This is a genomic window from Comamonas kerstersii (genome assembly GCF_002056725.1).
Lineage (GTDB): Bacteria > Pseudomonadota > Gammaproteobacteria > Burkholderiales > Burkholderiaceae_C > Comamonas > Comamonas kerstersii.
Window position 1 is genome coordinate 2,232,042 of record NZ_CP020121.1, and the last position, 17,674, is coordinate 2,249,715.

At 60.0% G+C, this 17,674-nt stretch carries 17 protein-coding genes and 1 pseudogene; 7 read left to right on the forward strand and 11 right to left on the reverse strand.

Going from position 1 to position 17,674, the window contains the following annotated elements; all coding sequences use genetic code 11:
- Positions 1–6: 6 nt before the first annotated feature.
- From flhD to B5M06_RS10415, 4 genes are all read right to left on the reverse strand, one after another.
- On the reverse strand, positions 7–333 hold the full coding sequence (flhD, locus tag B5M06_RS10400; protein WP_054066489.1) for a flagellar transcriptional regulator FlhD: 327 nt from the start codon (positions 331–333) through the stop codon (positions 7–9).
- Positions 334–749: 416 nt separating this feature from the next.
- Positions 750–1,652, reverse strand: a complete 903-nt coding sequence (locus B5M06_RS10405) for a sulfurtransferase (protein WP_054066488.1) — start codon at positions 1,650–1,652, stop codon at positions 750–752.
- A 38-nt stretch (positions 1,653–1,690) separates the two neighbouring features.
- Positions 1,691–2,593 (reverse strand): DMT family transporter, encoded by a 903-nt coding sequence (locus B5M06_RS10410; protein WP_054066487.1) that lies wholly within the window; start codon positions 2,591–2,593, stop codon positions 1,691–1,693.
- A 144-nt stretch (positions 2,594–2,737) separates the two neighbouring features.
- The gene (locus tag B5M06_RS10415; protein ID WP_054066486.1) at positions 2,738–3,877 is read right to left on the reverse strand and encodes an aromatic ring-hydroxylating oxygenase subunit alpha; all 1,140 of its coding nucleotides are present in this window, start codon (positions 3,875–3,877) and stop codon (positions 2,738–2,740) included.
- Positions 3,878–4,198: 321 nt separating this feature from the next.
- Between B5M06_RS10415 and xseB the strand changes: the two genes are divergently transcribed.
- From xseB to B5M06_RS10440, 5 genes are all read left to right on the forward strand, one after another.
- A complete protein-coding gene (gene xseB / locus B5M06_RS10420) occupies positions 4,199–4,447 on the forward strand; it encodes an exodeoxyribonuclease VII small subunit (RefSeq protein ID WP_054066485.1) in 249 nt (82 codons plus the stop codon).
- Between the two features lie 27 nt (positions 4,448–4,474).
- Complete coding sequence (locus B5M06_RS10425) at positions 4,475–5,398, forward strand: polyprenyl synthetase family protein (RefSeq protein WP_054066484.1); 924 nt, start codon at positions 4,475–4,477, stop codon at positions 5,396–5,398.
- A 100-nt stretch (positions 5,399–5,498) separates the two neighbouring features.
- Positions 5,499–7,394, forward strand: coding sequence for a 1-deoxy-D-xylulose-5-phosphate synthase (gene dxs / locus B5M06_RS10430; protein WP_054066483.1), 1,896 nt, complete (start codon positions 5,499–5,501; stop codon positions 7,392–7,394).
- A 193-nt stretch (positions 7,395–7,587) separates the two neighbouring features.
- Complete coding sequence (locus B5M06_RS10435; RefSeq protein WP_054066482.1) at positions 7,588–8,670, forward strand: TRAP transporter substrate-binding protein; 1,083 nt, start codon at positions 7,588–7,590, stop codon at positions 8,668–8,670.
- 152 nt (positions 8,671–8,822) lie between these two features.
- A complete protein-coding gene (locus B5M06_RS10440; RefSeq protein WP_054066481.1) occupies positions 8,823–9,902 on the forward strand; it encodes a TRAP transporter substrate-binding protein in 1,080 nt (359 codons plus the stop codon).
- A 144-nt stretch (positions 9,903–10,046) separates the two neighbouring features.
- On the opposite strand, the gene B5M06_RS10445 is transcribed toward B5M06_RS10440, so the two are convergent.
- The 3 genes from B5M06_RS10445 to yjgA form a co-directional block, all read right to left on the reverse strand.
- On the reverse strand, positions 10,047–11,249 hold the full coding sequence (locus tag B5M06_RS10445) for a multidrug effflux MFS transporter (protein WP_054066480.1): 1,203 nt from the start codon (positions 11,247–11,249) through the stop codon (positions 10,047–10,049).
- A gap of 81 nt (positions 11,250–11,330) precedes the next feature.
- Entirely contained in the window at positions 11,331–11,924 is a 594-nt protein-coding gene (gene mog, locus B5M06_RS10450; protein ID WP_054066479.1) for a molybdopterin adenylyltransferase, read from the reverse strand.
- Positions 11,921–12,604 carry a ribosome biogenesis factor YjgA gene (yjgA, locus tag B5M06_RS10455; RefSeq protein ID WP_054066478.1) on the reverse strand — a complete coding sequence of 228 codons (684 nt, stop codon included), beginning with the start codon at positions 12,602–12,604 and terminating at the stop codon, positions 11,921–11,923. The genes mog and yjgA overlap by 4 nt, the downstream gene beginning before the upstream one ends.
- A 69-nt stretch (positions 12,605–12,673) precedes the next feature.
- Here yjgA and pmbA point away from each other — a divergent pair, with 69 nt between their 5' ends.
- Together pmbA and B5M06_RS10465 are read left to right on the forward strand one after the other, a co-directional pair.
- Positions 12,674–14,083, forward strand: a complete 1,410-nt coding sequence (pmbA, locus tag B5M06_RS10460; protein WP_054066477.1) for a metalloprotease PmbA — start codon at positions 12,674–12,676, stop codon at positions 14,081–14,083.
- Positions 14,084–14,206: 123 nt separating this feature from the next.
- A complete protein-coding gene (locus tag B5M06_RS10465; protein ID WP_054066500.1) occupies positions 14,207–15,118 on the forward strand; it encodes an EamA family transporter in 912 nt (303 codons plus the stop codon).
- A gap of 66 nt (positions 15,119–15,184) precedes the next feature.
- On the opposite strand, the gene ydfG is transcribed toward B5M06_RS10465, so the two are convergent.
- From ydfG to B5M06_RS10485, 4 genes and pseudogenes are all read right to left on the reverse strand, one after another.
- Positions 15,185–15,943: a bifunctional NADP-dependent 3-hydroxy acid dehydrogenase/3-hydroxypropionate dehydrogenase YdfG gene (gene ydfG, locus B5M06_RS10470; RefSeq protein ID WP_054066476.1), complete on the reverse strand. Its 759-nt coding sequence runs from the start codon at positions 15,941–15,943 to the stop codon at positions 15,185–15,187.
- A 115-nt stretch (positions 15,944–16,058) separates the two neighbouring features.
- Positions 16,059–16,490, reverse strand: a pseudogene (locus tag B5M06_RS10475) (YiaD family glycine zipper/OmpA-like lipoprotein); the annotation flags it as partial.
- A 12-nt stretch (positions 16,491–16,502) separates the two neighbouring features.
- On the reverse strand, positions 16,503–17,138 hold the full coding sequence (trhA, locus tag B5M06_RS10480; protein ID WP_054066474.1) for a PAQR family membrane homeostasis protein TrhA: 636 nt from the start codon (positions 17,136–17,138) through the stop codon (positions 16,503–16,505).
- A 177-nt stretch (positions 17,139–17,315) separates the two neighbouring features.
- Complete coding sequence (locus B5M06_RS10485) at positions 17,316–17,669, reverse strand: hypothetical protein (protein WP_054066473.1); 354 nt, start codon at positions 17,667–17,669, stop codon at positions 17,316–17,318.
- Between the last annotated feature and the right edge of the window lie 5 nt (positions 17,670–17,674).

Genomic DNA, 17,674 nt, shown 5'->3' on the forward strand with positions numbered 1-17,674 from the left:
CGTGAATTACAGAACTTCGGAGACGCGGCTGGCCATCAGGATGTTGGCGTGCAGCGTGTTGGTGGCTTCGTTGCCGATCTTGTTGCTGCTGTGGTTGGTCAGCAGGCTCCAGACCAGATCGTCATCTACGCGGAAGCTGCACAGCAGGGTGTTGCGCGAAGCGATCTTGAGAATTTGTGCAGCAGAAAGGGTGCCCAGAATGTCACATGCTTCTTCGCTCAGGCCCAGGCGGAAAACGGCTTCGGCCTTGTCCTTGCGAATCAGAGTCTGAGCCAGCATCAGGTAAGTGAGGTTGGCTTCGCGAATCTCGGCAAGCAGTTGTTCGTCATTCATGGTTCATCCTTTCCAAAAACCTAATTGAGTCGTAGCTCGTGGGTGTCGCTGACGCTTGGAATCAAGCTGCGATCTGATGGGATGAATTGTGAAATAGCGCAAACAAAAGCTGGAGTCGGGGTGTGTCGGTGCGTCGTGTCTCTTTGGCAAGCCGGGTTTGTCTCTTTTGCCTGATGTCCTTGTAGGTGAAATTCTTACAAGGCGAGTGTCTGATGTCTGGCGGGCCGTAGGCCTTGAGGGATGTGACAGCGAGGAGTGGTGTGCTGTCAGGTAGCCAGGCTGTGCAGCAGTACAGGTATGAGGTTTCATACTTTGTCACGTTTTGCTACACAGGCCTGAATCATGCCTCAACTTTGGGGGATCTAACGCCGCTAAAGGGCAGTGTTTACCCCGCTGTTTTGCGATAGAAAAGATTGTTAACTTTTGGCGACCGGGCGTGTCGGATCACTGCACCATTCGCTCCAGCTGCCTGCAAACAGCTTGGGTGGGGCAAAGCCTGCAATTTCCATGGCAATCAGATTGGGTAGTGCGCTGACGCCGCTGCCGCACTGGTGCACTACGGTGGCAGGATCGCGTCCCTGCAGCAAGGCGTCGAATTCAGCGCGCAGCAGTTCCTTGGGCTTGAAGCGTCCGTCCAAGGCAATGTTTTCCGTGAAGGGGCGGTTGAGTGCGCCCGGAATATGTCCAGCCACGGGGTCCAGCGGTTCGACCTCACCACGGTAACGCGCCGGGGCGCGGGCATCCACAATGGTCTGTGCATCGGCCTGCTGCAGTTGTGCCAGCACTTCATCTGCAGTCACCAGCTGGCGCAGACTGGGCTTGAGTTCAAAGTTGGACTGAAAGTGTGCGGCCTCTTCGCCTTGTACGGTGGCGCCGCCATGCGCGACCCAATGCTGCAGACCACCGTCGAGCACCGCGACCGCATCATGCCCGGCCCACTTGAGCATCCACCACAGGCGGCCACAGAAATTGCAGCCCTGGCGGTCGTAGACCACGGCCTGCATGTCATTGCGAAAGCCGACGGAGGACAGCCATTGCGCAAAGCGTTCACGGCTGGGCAGAGGATGGCGGCCGCCAGAGGCTGGCTGGTCAGACTGTGCAGTCTGCACCTGACCGTGGGCATCAGGCGCACCGTGACGGGCGCTCAGGTGCTGCTCCAGGTCCGCGTAGACCGCTCCGGGGATGTGTGCCTGCTCATACTGCTGGCGGCCTGCAGCAGGTGCGCCCAGGTCAAAGCTGCAGTCAAACACCATGAAGGGCTGACCGCTGGCCTGCAGGGCCTGCAGCTGTGTGGAGGTAATCAGTGTGGTGTAAGTCATGGCCTTGCGTAAAAAGTTCTTACGCCTGGCATTGTGGCTCACGATGCTGCGGTTGTACCTCTGGCACGGAAGATGGTGGCTGCAATACCGCACAGCACAATCAGGCTCATGCCCAGCCAGCCTTCCCAGCCCAGTTCGTCATTGAAGAGAAACAGGCTGTAGAGCGCGGCAAACACGATGCCTGAGTACTGCAAATTGGCGACCACCAGCGTTCCGCGCGAGGTCTTGGCGCTGGCATAGGCGCGTGTCATGCACAGCTGCCCGCCCGCGGCCAGCAGGCCCACGGGCAGTAACCACAGGGCAGCCTGCCAGCTGGGCCAGGGCGAAAAGCCGGTGATCAGACAGGCGACCAACCCTGCGAGGGTGCAGCCAGCGCCAAAAAAGAAGACGGTGCGCGCTTCGGGCTCACCAATGCGTGACAGCGCTACCACCTGCATATAGGCCATGGCAGAGAGCACACCCGATCCCAGCCCCAGCAGGGCGGGCAGGGTCTGCTCCTGGGCAAAGCTAGGCTGCAGCATCAGCACCACGCCGCCGAAGCCCAGCACGATGGTGATGAGCAGGGGAATATTCAGCGGCTGTCTGGGGCGACCGCTGCCGGGCAGCAGCGTCCACAGTGCACCAGCGAGCAGAAAGACGGCAATCCAGATACTGCTCATGTAGTTGAGCGTCATGGCGCTGGCCAGAGGCATCTCGGAGATGGCATAGAACCAGCTGCCCAGCGCAGACACGCCCACCAGGCTGCGCCAGGCGTGCATCCAGGGGTGGCGGGTTTTGAGAGAAATGCCTTGCGAGGAGCTGAGCGCCCACAGCGCCAGCATGCCGATCAGGCCTCGGTAGAAAACGATTTCTGCGGTGTTGAAGTACACCGCTGCGTATTTGATGCACACGCCCATGGTGGCGAACAGAAAAGCGCCGACCACCATCCATAACACTTGCATTGCCTCTCCCTGCTGTTTTTTGTTGTGCAGTGCCTGCTGTCAGGAGCCGTTCACACAAGCAGTGTGAATAGGTCTAAACAAAAAGAGCTGCCAGCGCCCATGAATCGGGTGCTGGCAGCTCTTGTGAGCGTAGCAAATTTTTGCTTAGCGCTGGGGGATATGCGCTCCCATGATTTGGCGATACCACTCATGGAAATGCTGCATGCCGTCTTCCATGGGGCTCTGGTAGGGACCGACTTCGTTGTCACCACGCTCCAGCAGCGCACGGCGGCCTGCGTCCATGCGCTCGCCGATTTCATCGTCCTCGACAGCGGTTTCCATATAGGCCGCGCGCTGGGCTTCGATGAACTCGGGCTCAAAGGCTGCGATTTCTTCGGGGTAGTAGAACTCCACCACGTTCATGGTCTTGGTGGGGCTGATGGGGTGAAGGGTCGATAAGGTCAGCACATGCGGGTACCACTCCACCATGATGTGGGGGTAGTAGGTCAGCCAGATGGCGCCGCGCTCAGGCAGTTCACCGTTGCGGTAATTCAGCAGCACTTCGTGCCATTTCTTGTACACATCAGAGCCAGGCTTGCCGAAGGTGGGGGCTACGCCCACGGTCTGCACGGAGTATTCCTTGGCGAATTCCCACTTCAGATCGTCACAGGTCACAAAGTTGCCCAGGCCGGGGTGGAAGGGGCCGACGTGGTAGTCCTCCAGATAGACCTCGATGAAGGTCTTCCAGTTGTAGTTGCACTCATGCATTTCGACATGGTGCAGCACCAGACCTTCGAAGTTGAGCTGCTCACGAGGGCCCATGCCAGCCAGGTCAGCCACGATGTCACGGCCGTTGTCCTCGAACAGCATGCCATTCCACTCGCGCAGCTTGTAGTTGTTCAGGTGCAGACAGGGATCTTGTGAAAACTGGGGGGCGCCCAGGAGCTGGCCGCTGGGGTTGTAGGTCCAGCGGTGCAGAGGGCAGACGATATTGCCGCCTGCGTGGCCCTTGCCTTCGGTTTTGAGATTGCCACGGCCCTTGAGCATGACGGCCTGACGGTGGCGGCAGATGTTGGAGATCAGCTCTATGTCGCCCTTGTCATTGCGAACCAGCGCACGGCCTTCGTTTTCGTGAGGCAGTGCGTAGTAGTCGCCAATTTCTGGGACGGACACCGTACTGCCGACATAACGTGGGCCTTTCTGGAAGATGAGTTCCATCTCGCGCTGGAACAGCGCTTCGTCAAAGTAGCTAGAAACTGGTAGTTGGCTTGCGGCCTGCTGCAGTTGAAGACTTAAATCAGACATGGGTGACCTGACCTAAAGACTCCCCACAGGGAGGTGCTTGTTGCACGGGTGAAAAAAGTAAACCGGCTTATGCCAGAGCATGATGGACAGTAGCAAGTCAAGCCTATGTCCGTCTATGCAATGGCGTGTGCCGGTTCGACGGGGAATGGGATTGTATGCGGTGGGGTTATTTTCGCGGGCGTTTTATGTGTATTTAAATCAAATAATTAGCGGGATATTGCAGGAAATATGCCTCCTTCTGGTGCGTACAGGGCTGAATGCGCCGTGGAAATGGCTGCACAGCCTAAAATCCCTGATTCCCCAAACCCACGAGCGCCCACCATGCCCAAGGCAAAAAACGTCGCGATCGCCGACATTTCCACCCCTCCCGACAGTTATGAGTCCGCAGTTGCGGAGCTGGAAACGCTGGCTGTAGCCATGGAGTCCGGGCAGCTGCCTCTGGGTGAAATGATGAATGGCTATCGCCGTGCTTCCTTTCTGCTGGAGTTCTGTCGCAAGCAGCTCGATGAGGTGGAGGCGCAAATCCGTGCGCTGGATGACGGCCAGATCAAGCAATGGTCGCAGGACTGAGTGGGCGCTATGGAAACTCAGATTGTGATGACAACAGATCTTCCCACCAGCAGCACCGACACATCGGTATTTGATTTTCAGGCATGGACGGATGCGCAACTGCAGCGCACCGAGCAGGCATTGTCGGCATGGGTGGGTGTGGATGCACCAGCGAACCTGGGCGATGCCATGCGCTACGCCGTGCTCGATGGCGGCAAGCGCCTTCGCCCTCTGCTGGTGCTGGCGGCAGCGCAGGCTGTCAACGGCCTGCCTGAGGCCGCGCTGCGTGCGGCCTGCGCGGTAGAGCTGATCCATGCGTATTCGCTGGTGCACGATGACATGCCCTGCATGGACAACGATGTGCTGCGCCGCGGCAAGCCTACGGTGCATGTGCAGTTCGGTGAAGCCCAGGCTTTGCTGGGCGGCGATGCTCTGCAGGCGCTGGCGTTTGAGCTGCTGACGCCTTCGGAGGCAGAAGTGCCAGCGGCCATGCAGGCCAAGCTGTGTCGCATTCTGGCGCAGGCCGCTGGTTCACGGGGCATGGCAGGCGGTCAGGCCATTGACCTGGCCAGCGTCGGCAAGGCTTTGAGTGAGCAGGAGCTGCGTCACATGCACGGTCTCAAGACCGGTGCGCTGCTGCAGGCCAGTGTGGCCATGGGTGTTGCCTGTGCACAGGTGTCACAGCCTGTGCAGCAGGCGCTGGCGCGCTATGCCGAAGCGCTGGGCGTGGCCTTCCAGGTGGTGGATGACGTGCTGGATGTGGTGGCCGATGCTGCCACACTGGGCAAGACCCCTGGCAAGGATGCAGCCAATGACAAGCCCACCTTTGTGTCACTCATGGGGCTGGATGGCGCACGCAGTTATGCCAATGTGCTGCAGCAGCAGGCCTTGCAGGCCTTGAAGGAAAGTTGTCTGACGGATGTGCGCGCCCTGTCGGCGTTGGCACATATGGTCGTTTCGCGCTCACATTGAGTGCTGACTGGGGATGTGTTTTCTGTTGTCGGATTGCTGCGCTACCCCCGAGTGAGCAAGCGCTGTTTGCTGTGTGCAATTTGATTTGAATAATTTGCTAATGACCACGAATGCCTACCCTTTGCTGCAGAAAGTGAACACACCTTCTGACCTGCGTGCCATGTCACGCGGTGACCTCAAAGTGCTGTCTGACGAGTTGCGCGCCTATGTGCTGGACAGCGTGTCGAAAACTGGTGGGCACCTGAGTTCGAATCTGGGCACGGTGGAGCTGACCATTGCGCTGCACCATGTGTTCAACACCCCGTATGACCGCATCGTCTGGGACGTTGGCCATCAGACCTACCCGCACAAGATTCTGACGGGCCGCCGTGATCGCATGTCTACGCTGCGTCAGCTGGGCGGCATCTCAGGCTTTCCGTTGCGCTCGGAAAGCGAGTACGACACCTTTGGGGTCGGGCACTCCTCGACCAGTATTTCTGCGGCACTGGGCATGGCCATGGCGGCCAAGCGCAAGGGCGAAAACCGCCGTGCGATTGCCGTGATTGGCGATGGCGCCATGACGGCAGGCATGGCTTTTGAGGCCTTGAACAATGCCGGGGTCATGGATGGCAATCTGCTGGTCATCCTCAATGACAATGACATGAGCATCAGCCCACCCGTGGGTGCGCTCAACCGCTATCTGGCCCAGCTCATGAGCGGTCAGTTCTACGCCGTGGCGCGCAACGTGGGCAAGAACGTGCTCAGCAAGGTGCCTCCGCTGCTGGAACTGGCCAAGCGCCTGGAGCAAAGTGCCAAGGGCATGGTGGTGCCTGCGACGCTGTTCGAGAACTTTGGCTTTAACTACATCGGCCCCATTGATGGCCATGATCTGGATTCGCTGATCCCCACGCTGGAAAACATCCGCAGTCTGGAAGGCCCACAGTTCCTGCACGTAGTCACCAAGAAAGGTCATGGCTACAAGCTGGCAGAAGCTGACCCTATTGCCTACCACGGCCCCGGCAAGTTCGACCCTGCCGTAGGAATTGTCAAATCCAGCGCGCCCTCCAAGCCCACGTTCACCCAGGTGTTCGGCAAATGGCTGTGTGACACGGCAGCGCAGGACCAGCGTCTGGTGGGTATTACGCCCGCCATGCGTGAAGGCTCTGGCCTGGTGGAGTTTGAAAAGCGCTTCCCTGATCGCTACTACGACGTGGGTATTGCCGAGCAGCATGCTGTGACCTTTGCGGCAGGCCTGGCCTGTGAAGGTGTCAAGCCAGTGGTGGCGATTTATTCAACCTTCCTGCAGCGTGCCTATGACCAGCTGATTCACGACGTGGCGCTGCAAAACCTGCCCGTAGTGTTTGCGCTGGACCGCGCAGGTCTGGTCGGTGCGGACGGTGCCACCCACGCAGGTGCCTACGACATTGCCTATGTGCGCTGCATTCCCAATATGAGCATGGCGACACCTGCGGATGAGCGTGAATGCCGTCAGCTGCTGACCTCTGCCTACGAACAAGACCATCCCGTGTGCGTGCGCTACCCACGTGGTGCTGGTGTGGGCGTGGAGCCGCTGGATGACCTGTCTGCGCTGCCATTTGGCAAGGGTGAAATTCGCCGCCAGAGCCAGGCTGCGCGCCAGGGCGAAAACGGCAGCACCCAGCCCCGCATTGCCATTCTGGCCTTTGGCACCTTGCTCTACCCTGCATTGCAGGTGGCAGAGCACATCGACGCCACGGTTGCCAATATGCGCTGGGTCAAGCCGCTGGATGTGGAGCTGGTGCGCGAGCTGGCAGCTTCGCATGACGTGCTGGTCACGCTGGAAGAAGGCTGTATTGCAGGCGGCGCAGGTGCTGCCGTGTCGGAAGCCCTGAGCGCAGCTGGCCTGACGCTGCCTGTGCTGCATCTGGGCTTGCCCGACCAGTTCATCGAGCACGGAGACCCTGCCAAGCTGCTGGCCCTGCAGGGGCTGGATGCAGCGGGTATTGAGCGCTCCATTCGTGAACGTTTTCTGGCCTGACTTTGTCTGACGGCATCAAGGGGCTCAAGCCTCTTGTGCCTGACATCAGGCTGAAGGATAGAAGCTTTCGGGGGTTTACCCGGGAAAGTGATCAGGGCCTCTATTCCTAGAATTTTGTGTCCCCTTCTGTGCATGGTTTTTCGGGGAGATTCCATGCCTGAAGGCGGCTGCGTATGAAATTCAAGGAGTAAACATGGACCGTCGTTCCCTCATCAAAAGAGCAGGTATTGCTGGCGTGCTGGCGGCTGGCGTGGCACCTGCCGTTCACGCGCAGCCTGCGGTGCGCTGGCGCATGGCGTCGAGCTTTCCCAAGTCGCTCGACACCATCTACGGCAGCGGCGAAAAATTTGCTCAGACTGTCAAGGCGCTGTCCGGTGGCAAGTTTGAAGTGTCCGTGCACGCTGCTGGCGAGCTGATGCCTGCCTTTGGCGTGGTGGATGCGATTGAAAACAGCACCATCGAAATGGCGCAGACTGCGCCTTACTACTTCACGGGCAAGAATGCCATCTTTGCCTTTGGCTGCGCCGTGCCTTTTGGCCTGACTGCACGCCAGATGGATGCCTGGATGGAGCATGGCAATGGCCGCAAGCTGTTCGACAAGTTCTGCGCCAACTACAACATCAAGAGCTACAGCGCGGGCAATACCGGCACGCAGATGGGCGGCTGGTACCGCAAGGAAATCAAGTCTGTCAACGACCTCAAGGGCCTGAAGATGCGTCTGGGCGGCGGCCTGTTCGGTGAAGCCATGGCCAAGCTGGGCGTGGTGTCGCAGAACATGCCTGCTGGTGATGTGTACCAGGCACTGGAAAAGGGTACGCTGGACGCGACTGAGTTCGTAGGCCCCCACGACGACCAGAAGCTGGGCTTTAACAAGGTGGCACCTTACTACTACTACCCAGGCTGGTGGGAAGGTGGTGCAGAGCTGGGGTTCTTCGTGAACGCCAAGGCCTACAACGCCCTGCCTGCCGAGTACAAGGAAATGGTGGATGTGGCTACCCGCATCGCTGCGCGCGACATGACCGCCAAGTACGACGCATTCAACCCCGTGGCCATCAAGAAGCTGGTGGCGGACAAGACCATCCTCAAGGCGTTCCCCAAGGATGTCATGGACGCAGGCTTTAAGGCCTCCATGGAAGTGTTTGCGGAGCACGAGGCGCGCGACCCTGCCTTCAAGGAAATCCACCAGGACATGCGCGCCTTCCAGCGTGACCAGCTGCTGTGGGAGCGCTTCTCCGAGCTGCGCTACAACCAGTACATGACAGGCGTGAAGCTGTAATTTGCTTGCCGAAGCTGCACGCAGGTGCGCTGGCTTCGTTCAGATAAAGCCGGGATGAGAGTGACATCGCATTCCGGCTTTTTTGCCTGCTAAACCGTCCCAGAAGCGGTGCAGGAGGGGGTTTTTTTTCTAGCCCAAAAGGAGACTTCAAAATGGATCGTCGTTCCATGCTCAAGCATGCCGGTATCGCCGGCATTGTGGCTGCAGCAGCAGCCCCAGCGGTGCACGCACAACCTGCTATTCGCTGGCGTATTGCATCCAGCTTCCCCAAATCTCTGGACACGATTTACGGCTCTGCCGAAGTGTTTGCCCAGGCGGTCAAGTCCATGACCGGAGGCAAATTTGATGTGTCCGTTCACCAGGCGGGTGAGCTGATGCCAGCATTCAACGTGGTCGACGGTGTGCAAAGCGGCACTGTGGAAGTGGCCCACACCGCGCCTTACTACTTCTTTGGCAAGAACGAGGTGTTTGCCATTGGCGGTGCGATTCCGTTTGGCATGAACTCGCGCCAGCTGACCTCGTGGATGGTCGATGGCGATGGCGGCAAGCTCATGGGCGAGTTCTACGACAAGTACAACGTCGTGCCGCTGGTCGGTGGCAATACGGGGGCGCAGATGGGGGGCTGGTTCCGCAAGGAAATCAAGACGCCGGAAGACATCAAGGGCCTGAAGTTCCGCGTGGGTGGCTTTGCGGGCAAGGTGCTGGAAAAAATGGGCGCAGTGCCCCAGAACATTCCTGCTGGCGAAATCTATCAGGCGCTGGAAAAAGGCACGATCGATGCGGCCGAGTGGATTGGCCCCTACGACGATCTGAAGCTGGGCCTGAACAAGGTCGCACCTTTCTACTACTACCCCGGCTGGTGGGAAGGCTCGCTGAACCTGTCCTTCTATATCAACAACAAGGCCTTCAACAGCCTGAGCAACGAGTACAAGGCTGTGGTGCGCGCTGCATCCTACGAAGCCCATGTGACCTGCCAGGCACGTTATGACGCACGCAACCCCGGTGCGATCAAGCAGCTGGTTGCTGCCAAGACCAAGGTGCTGCCTTTCTCGCAGCAGGTGTTGGAAGCTTCCTTCAAGGCCACCATGGAGCTTTACGATGAACTGGCTGCATCCAATCCAGACTGGAAGAAGATCTACAGCAGCTACCGTAACTTCCAGCGCGACCAGGTGCTGTGGTTCCGCTTTGCCGAAGGGCGCTTTGATTCCTTCATGGCAACGCAGAAGCTGTAAGCAGCAGGCGTGCAGCAAAAAGGCCATCCATGGATGGCCTTTTTTTTGTGGAGAAACTCTCAAAAATAGAGCTGCTAGCGCTTGATTTATAAGCTTTTCAAATATTTTTGAATCGGAAATACAGGTTTATCAAGCGCTGACTGCTCACTTTTCTGAAAGTTCCAGACGCTTGGCGCGGCGCGCTGCAATCCACCAGATCAGCATGCCTGCGCTGACCGAGACCGCATGGCCCAGCGCCAGTGCCAGGCCGCTGTGAAACAGCTGTGGCACCACAATGCCGGCCATGATGGCAAACACGCTCATCTGCGTGAAACCCTGCAGCGACGAAGCCAGGCCGCGCATCTGCGGGAAGGTGCCCATGATCTGCAGCGACAGAATGGGCATCAGCAGCGAAATGCCCAAGGTGTAGCAGGCAATCGGCAGCACGGCCCAGGGCACGGCAGGGGTGTCGGTCGAGAGGTTGTAGAGCACATTGCTGGCACTGCCAATGGCCAGACAGGTGTATCCAATGGCTTTCTGGATGCGCACGGGAATATGCCGTGCCAGCGAACCTGACAGGGCAGAGCCCAGCATGGAGCCGCCGATGAGCGGAATGAACAGCCAGCCAAACGAGGTGGCCTCGAGCTTGAGCACGCCCATGACAAACTCGGCGGCCGAGCTGATGTAGATGGCGGTGGCCCCTGTCATCATCGCTGTGCCTGCCACCATCAAGCGAAATTGCGAGTGGCGCAGCGCCATCAGATAGTTGCCCGCAATCACCCCCAGCTTGAGCGGCTGGCGCTTGGCAGCGGGCAGGGTCTCGGGCAGCACCCGCCAGCACAGCAGCACCAGGATGGCGCCGAAGGCTGCCAGAAAGAAGAAGGTCGCGCGCCAGCCGCCATGGGTCTGCAGCCAGCCGCCAAAGATAGGCGCAAGTGCCGGAGCCAGGCCAAAGCAGAACATGACCAGACTCATCATGCGCTGGGCATCTGCACCCTGAAAGCGGTCCTGCACGATGGCACGTGCCACCACCATGCCCGAGCCAGCCATGGCGCCCTGGGCAAAGCGGATCAGCACCAGACCCTCAATGCTGCTGACAAAGGCAGCAACGCAGGAGGTCAGCGCATAGCCCAGGCTGGAGAACAGCAGCACACGGCGGCGGCCAAAGGTGTCGCTGAGCGAGCCGTAGAACAGCATGGTCACCGCCATGGCCAGCACATAGACGCTCAGGGTCTGCTGTACGGCAGCGGTGGGTGCCTCAAACTCCTGGCTGATGGCGTAGAACGAGGGCAGGTAGGTGTCTATGCCCAGTGCACCCATCATGGTGCACATGGCCAGAATCACGGTCAGAGAGAGGTTTTGCTTCATAGGCGGTGGCAGTCCTGCGGGCAGGCCGCCAGACGTAAAAAAGGCACATGGCGGGCATGTGCCTTGTCAGTGGGGGATGGCTTATCCCTGGGGGGCGCGGATCGCGCTCTTGGGGCGAAATGCCTTGCACACCGCATCCACGGTTTCCAGGTACGGGCCACCAATCAGGTCAATGCAGTAGGGCACGGCGGCAAAAATGCCGTTGACCAGCTGCTTGCCATCAGCATCCTTGAGGCCTTCCAGCGTCTCGGCAATCGCCTTGGGCTGGCCGGGCAGGTTGATGATCAGGCTCTGGCCACGGATCACCGCCACCTGGCGCGACAGAATCGCCGTGGGCACAAAGCGCAGGGAAATCTGGCGCATCTGCTCGCCAAAGCCCGGCATTTCCTTGTCCGCCACGGCCAGCGTCGCTTCAGGCGTGACATCGCGCAGGGCTGGGCCGGTGCCGCCGGTGGTCAGCACCAGGCTGCAGCCAGCATCCACCAGCTCGATCAGCGTCTGGCTGATGGTGGCCTGGTCATCAGGGATCAGCCGTGCTTCGAAGGTGATGGGGTTGTGCAGTGCGCGAGTGAGCCAGTCCTGCATGGCTGGCAGGCCCTTGTCTTCATAGACGCCGCTGCTGGCGCGGTCGCTGATGGAGACAATGCCAATCTTGACGGCGTCATGCGTGCTCATTCGTCAGCATCCTCGTCGATGGCCTGTTCTTCATCATGCTGGCCGTGTGTGCCATTGATGTGAGACAGCAGCAGCTGAAACAGCTCGCGGTAGGCGCGGCCCTTCTTGGCAGGAGGCAGGATCTGGCCTCTGGCTTCGGCTTCTGCGGCCTTTTGCTTGGCTGTGGCTTCATCCTTGCGGGCCTGGCGCATCAGCGCGCGCACTTGCTGCACATCGGTGGCGGGGAACTGATCCAGCCAGATGCCCAGGTGGTCGTCGCTGTCGATCAGGCGATCGCGCCACTGTTCGGCCACCAGCACATTGGTCTGCTCCAGGCTCACGCCGGTGCGCTGCTCTTCCAGCGCGGCCTTGGCGGCTTCGACCTGGCTTTCTTCCAGCTTGCGCATCAGCTTGCCAATGAACTGCATCTGGCGGCGCTTGGCCTCAAAGTTGGTCAGGCGCTTGTGTTCGGCCAGGGCTTCCAGCAGCTTTTCGGGCAGCTGCAGACGGGCCAGCAGCTTGGGGCGCAGGCCCAGCAGGGCTTCGCCCAGGTCCTGCAGCGCATCGCTTTCTTTTTTCAGGTCGGTGCGGGTCTGGTCCCAGGTGCCTTTGAGTTCGGCCTTCAGCTCCAGGTCACGCTCGCTGCCTTCAGCAACGAACACGCCCTTCACGTAATAGCCTTTTTTCGGTTTGCGTGACATGTCTTTTATTCAGAGGGAATAGGGTGGCAGCGCATAGGGGCTGCAGTGCTCGGTATCATATCCGGCGCTATGAACAAACCCCGTACACGCTCTACAAGCACCACTGCAGCGCAGGCTGATTCCGGCTTCAGCTACAGCCGTTCGTTTTTTGAAGGTCTGGTGGACCAGGCCCTGGCACACGCTAAAAAGCTGGGTGCCACCGATGCCGGTGCCGATGCTTCCGAAGGCTGCGGCCTGAGCGTCAGCGTGCGCAAGGGGGAGCTGGAAACCGTAGAACGCAACCGCGACAAGTCGCTGGGCGTGACGGTCTATATCGGCCAGCGCCGTGGCAATGCCAGCACGTCTGACTTTTCGGAAGCAGCCGTCAAGCAGACCGTGCAGGCCGCCTTTGATATTGCACGCTTTACCGCGGAAGACCCCACAGCCGGTCTGCCCGATGCGGACGATATCGCCACCGAAGACACGCACAAGGACCTGGACCTGTTCCACCCATGGGCCGTGACCAGCGAAGAGGCTGCACGTATCGCCATTGAGTGCGAAGCGGCTGCCCTGGCGACCGACAAGCGCATTACCAACAGCGAGGGCGCCAGTGTCTCGGCCCAGCAAAGCCATTTCTACAGTGCTCACACCCGGGGCTTTCGCGGTGGTTACGCCAGCTCGCGCCACAGCATTTCTGTCGCGCCGATTGCTTCGCTGCCCGGCAAGAACGGCGAGATGCAGCGCGACTTCTGGTACAGCTCCATGCGCGATGCCGTGGAGCTGGCTACGCCCGAGGAAATTGGCCGCTATGCCGCCCAGCGCGCCCTGAGCCGTCTGGGCAGCCGCAAGATTCCTACGACCGAATGCCCTGTGCTGTTCGAGTCGCCACTGGCGGCTGGTCTGCTTGGCGGCTTTGTGCAGGCGGTGAGCGGCGGCACGCTGTATCGCAAGAGCAGCTTCCTGCTGGATTCGCTGGGCCAGCAGATCTTCCCCAAGCACATCAATATCGAAGAAGACCCCTTCATCCTGCGCGGCAAGGGCAGCTCGCCATTCGATGACGAAGGCGTGAAGGTGCGTCGCCGCATGGTGGTGGAGGATGGCCGTGTAGAGGGTTACTTCCTGTCGAGCTACTCGGCCCGCAAGCTGGGCATGAAGACCACGGGTAATGCCGGTGGTTCGCACAATCTGACGCTGACCTCCCGCCTGACCCGCCGTGGCGACGATCTGAAGGCCATGCTCCAGAAGCTGGGCACGGGCCTGTTCGTGATCGAACTCATGGGCCAGGGCGTGAACTATGTGACCGGCGACTACTCGCGCGGTGCCTCTGGCTTCTGGGTGGAAAACGGCGAGATTGCTTTCCCCGTGCAGGAGATCACCATCGCAGGCAACCTCAAGGACATGTATCAGGGCATTGAGGCTGTGGGCGCAGATGCGTATAACTACGGTGCCAAGACCGTTGGTTCGGTGCTGATCAACCGCATGAAGGTAGCAGGCAGCTAAAGCGCTGCGACTGTTGTCATGAATCCAAGGCATGCTGCACCCAGCATGCCTTTTTTACGCGCCTGGCATCAGAAGTATTGATAGCTGCCAGCGCAGGTGCAGCAAGCGCTAGAGGTCAAAAGCATGCATAACAACAGCAAGGGTTTGAGTGGGGCAGACTGGATCTTGGCGCTGGTCGTGATCGTGATCTGGGGCGTGAACTTTGTGGTCATGAAGTGGGGCTTGCAGCAGGTCTCGCCCCTGCTGCTGTGTGCTCTGCGCTTTGCGGCGGCATCATTGCCGTTCCTGCTGTTCATTCGCCCGCCAAAGAATCTGCCGTGGCGCTGGCTGGCTGCCTATGGGCTGGTGCAGGGCGTGGGGCAATTTGGTCTGCTGTTTGTGGGCATGCAGCTGGGCATGCCAGCAGGCATGGCCTCTGTCGTGCTGCAAACCCAGGCCTTTGTGAGCCTGCTGCTGGCGGCCGTGCTGATGCGGGAGCGCCCGCGCAGCTGGCAGTGGGCGGGGCTGTGTGTCGCCACGGCGGGGTTGGTTGTGATCGGCAGTGCGCATGGTGAGGGCCCTGCGCAGATGACGCTGATGGGCTTTCTCTGCACCGTGGGTGCTGCAGCCATGTGGGCGAGCGCCAATCTGATTACGCGCCATGCCGCCAGCTTTGGCAGTTACGAGCCCATTCCTTTTCTGGTGTGGACCAGCCTTTTCCCCATCGTGCCGTTGTTGCTGCTTTCCGCCTGGCTGGAAGGTGGCGCTGCCCATATGCTGGCGCAGGTGCAGGCCATGGACTGGCAGGGCTGGGCGGCGGTGGGCTATCTGGCCTTGCTGTCTACGCTGGTGGGGTATGGGTTGTGGACGCGGTTGCTGCAACGCTACCCGACCAGCACCGTGGCACCGCTGTCACTGCTGGTGCCTGTGGTCGGGCTGATAGCGGCCATTGCACTGCTGGGGGAGCTGCCCAATGCCCAGCAGTGGGCAGGCACGCTGGGTGTACTGCTGGGCATGGCAGTCAACCAGTTTGGCAGCCGCTGGGCACGCAGATAAGCCCGCAAGATGGGGGCTGCACCGCAGCGTGCTGTGCTGCGGCGTAGCTCGTGCAGGTGTGCTTTTTCAGGATTTGAAGGGGCCGCGGTGCACGCTCAGGCCCGCAAAGCTTTGCTGCACAGGCATGATTTCGATCGCATTGACGTTCATGTGCGAAGGCGTCTGCGCAATCCACAGCACGGTGCTGGCAATGTCTTCGGGTGTGAGGTACTGCACGCCTTCGTAGACCTTGGCAGCCTTTTCATCGTCACCGGCAAAGCGCACATTGGAGAACTCGGTGCCGCCGCACAGGCCGGGTTCCACATTGGTCACGCGCACAGGTGTGCCCAGCAGATCGGCGCGCAGGTTACGGCTGAACTGCTGCACAAAGGCCTTGGTGGCACCGTAGACATTGCCACCGGCATAGGGCCAGTTGCCGGCGATGGAGCCCAGGTTGATCACATGACCGCGCTGGCGCTGCACCATGCCGGGCAGGAAGGCGCGGGTCATGGAGACCAGCCCCTTGCAGTTGGTGTCGATCATGGTGTCCCAGTCGTCCAGATTGGCCTGATGGGCTGGCTCCAGGCCCAGGGCCAGCCCGGCGTTGTTGACCAGTACGTCCACCTGCGCAAAACCAGCAGGCAGCTGTGCGGGCAGGGACTGCACGGCAGCACGGTCGGTCACGTCCAGTTCGACGGGCAGCAGGCGTTCACCCAGTTCTGCGGCCAAGGCATCCAGCTTGCTCTTGCGACGTGCCGTGGCAATCACCTGGTGACCAGACTGGACAAAGCTGCGTGCCATGGCGGCACCAAAACCTGCGGATGCACCTGTAATGAGAACGATCATGGAAAACCTCTCCTGTAAATCAACCGTTCATTGTGGGCAGAGCAGACGCGCTACGGCAAGTCTTGGATGACCATGTCAGCCTTCTGCAGGCTGCGGGTGCGAATGCACGTCTGACTTATCGCCCTTGCTCAGCCACGTAGATTTCCACGCGGCGATTCTGGGAGCGGCCCCATGCACTGTCGTTGGAGGCAATGGGTTCACGTGCACCACGGCCTTCGGTCTGGATGCGTGGACCTGCTACGCCACGGCTGAAGATGTAGTCGCGGGTGGCATTGGCGCGCCTGACGGAGAGCGGATCGTTGATGCGGGCACCACCTGTGCTGTCCGTGTGACCGATGATGACGACATGCGTCTGGGGGTAGCGCTTGAGGCTGTCCGCAAAATTGTTGAGCACGGGGCGGAACTGGCTCTTGATGTAGGCGCTGTTGGTGTCAAAGGACACATCTGTGGGAATGGCCAGCTTGAGCTGGTTGTCTGGCGTGCGACTGACGGTGATGCCCGTGCCGCGTGTGGCGGCTTCCAGCTCCTTGCGCTGGCGCTCCATATTGGCTGGGCAGGTTCAGGCCGCAGCGGCAGCAGCAGGCAGCACGTAGCCAATGATGGCGATGTAGTGCATCAGGCTGCCTGCAATCACGAACAGGTGCCAGATGCCGTGAAAGTGGCGCACATGGTCAAACACGAAAAAGCCAATGCCTGCTGTGTAGAACAGGCCGCCTGCAGCCAGCCAGGCAAAGCCTGTGGAGCCCAGCGCCTGTATCAGCGGGCCAGTGGCAACGATCACGGCCCAGCCCATGACGGCGTAAATCACCAGTGACAGCAGCCGTGTTTCGCTGCGCTGCCACAGCTCCTGCACGATGCCGATGAGGGCCAGCCCCCAGACCACGCCAAACAGGCTCCAGCCCCAGGGGGCGCGCAGGCTGATGAGGCAAAACGGCGTATAGCTGCCAGCAATCATCAGATAGATGCTCAGATGGTCGCACTTTTGCAGAATGCGCTTGGCCCGCCCGCGGACGCTGTGATAGAGGGTGGAGACGGCGTACAGCAGCACCATGGCTGCGCCGTAGATACAGACGCTGGTGATGGCCTGCGCGTCCGTGTACAGGCTAGCATAGACGATCAGCCAGGTGGCACCTGTGAGCGCAAACAGGACGCCGACCAGATGCGTCCAGGCATTGAAACGTTCTCCGTGATACATGGCAGCCCCATGGGGAAAAGTTGCTGGAGGCGGGCAGGCCAGATCACGGCCAGCGCCTCTGTCAGTCCATGATGCATGGACTGTATCAGAGGGACTGGCCATCAAAAAAGCCCACGTGATGTGGGCTGTTTGCTGATGTGGAGGAACCGGCTCAGGACCCGTCCTCAGGCGCGGCAATCAGATGGCCAGGGCCAGCAGATCGCTTTCCACGCACACGCCGTTGTCCAGAGCGGCGCGCACGACAAAGCCCTCGTCCAGGGCTACGAGCTGGGCGCTTTCTGCGTTAAAGCCTTCGCTGCCCTGTTCAGACTTGAACGAGAAGTAGCCACGCAGGGGCAGCTCGGCCGCACATTCCATGTCGATGTCGCTGTGCTGCTCGTTGAGCCACTGGCGCGCCGACTGCAAGGTGGCTGCCACCTGCAGGCATTCAGCGGGGATGTCGATATGGGCCGTACGGGTGACTTCGTCACCGCTCAGACCTTCGAGTTCACCAATGGTGAAAAATGCAACTTCAAAGCTTTGCTGACTCATGATGC

What these genes read in the sequence shown, in the direction of transcription:
- B5M06_RS10405 (WP_054066488.1), bottom strand. Translation starts at nt 1,652, where the DNA reads ATGACTTACACCACACTGATTACCTCCACACAGCTGCAGGCCCTGCAG.
- B5M06_RS10445 (WP_054066480.1), bottom strand. Translation starts at nt 11,249, where the DNA reads ATGAAGCAAAACCTCTCTCTGACCGTGATTCTGGCCATGTGCACCATG.
- B5M06_RS10465 (WP_054066500.1), top strand. Translation starts at nt 14,207, where the DNA reads ATGCATAACAACAGCAAGGGTTTGAGTGGGGCAGACTGGATCTTGGCG.
- B5M06_RS10415 (WP_054066486.1), bottom strand. Translation starts at nt 3,877, where the DNA reads ATGTCTGATTTAAGTCTTCAACTGCAGCAGGCCGCAAGCCAACTACCA.
- mog (WP_054066479.1), bottom strand. Translation starts at nt 11,924, where the DNA reads ATGAGCACGCATGACGCCGTCAAGATTGGCATTGTCTCCATCAGCGAC.
- yjgA (WP_054066478.1), bottom strand. Translation starts at nt 12,604, where the DNA reads ATGTCACGCAAACCGAAAAAAGGCTATTACGTGAAGGGCGTGTTCGTT.
- B5M06_RS10440 (WP_054066481.1), top strand. Translation starts at nt 8,823, where the DNA reads ATGGATCGTCGTTCCATGCTCAAGCATGCCGGTATCGCCGGCATTGTG.
- B5M06_RS10425 (WP_054066484.1), top strand. Translation starts at nt 4,475, where the DNA reads ATGACAACAGATCTTCCCACCAGCAGCACCGACACATCGGTATTTGAT.
- flhD (WP_054066489.1), bottom strand. Translation starts at nt 333, where the DNA reads ATGAATGACGAACAACTGCTTGCCGAGATTCGCGAAGCCAACCTCACT.
- B5M06_RS10435 (WP_054066482.1), top strand. Translation starts at nt 7,588, where the DNA reads ATGGACCGTCGTTCCCTCATCAAAAGAGCAGGTATTGCTGGCGTGCTG.
- ydfG (WP_054066476.1), bottom strand. Translation starts at nt 15,943, where the DNA reads ATGATCGTTCTCATTACAGGTGCATCCGCAGGTTTTGGTGCCGCCATG.
- pmbA (WP_054066477.1), top strand. Translation starts at nt 12,674, where the DNA reads ATGAACAAACCCCGTACACGCTCTACAAGCACCACTGCAGCGCAGGCT.
- xseB (WP_054066485.1), top strand. Translation starts at nt 4,199, where the DNA reads ATGCCCAAGGCAAAAAACGTCGCGATCGCCGACATTTCCACCCCTCCC.
- B5M06_RS10485 (WP_054066473.1), bottom strand. Translation starts at nt 17,669, where the DNA reads ATGAGTCAGCAAAGCTTTGAAGTTGCATTTTTCACCATTGGTGAACTC.
- trhA (WP_054066474.1), bottom strand. Translation starts at nt 17,138, where the DNA reads ATGTATCACGGAGAACGTTTCAATGCCTGGACGCATCTGGTCGGCGTC.
- dxs (WP_054066483.1), top strand. Translation starts at nt 5,499, where the DNA reads ATGACCACGAATGCCTACCCTTTGCTGCAGAAAGTGAACACACCTTCT.
- B5M06_RS10410 (WP_054066487.1), bottom strand. Translation starts at nt 2,593, where the DNA reads ATGCAAGTGTTATGGATGGTGGTCGGCGCTTTTCTGTTCGCCACCATG.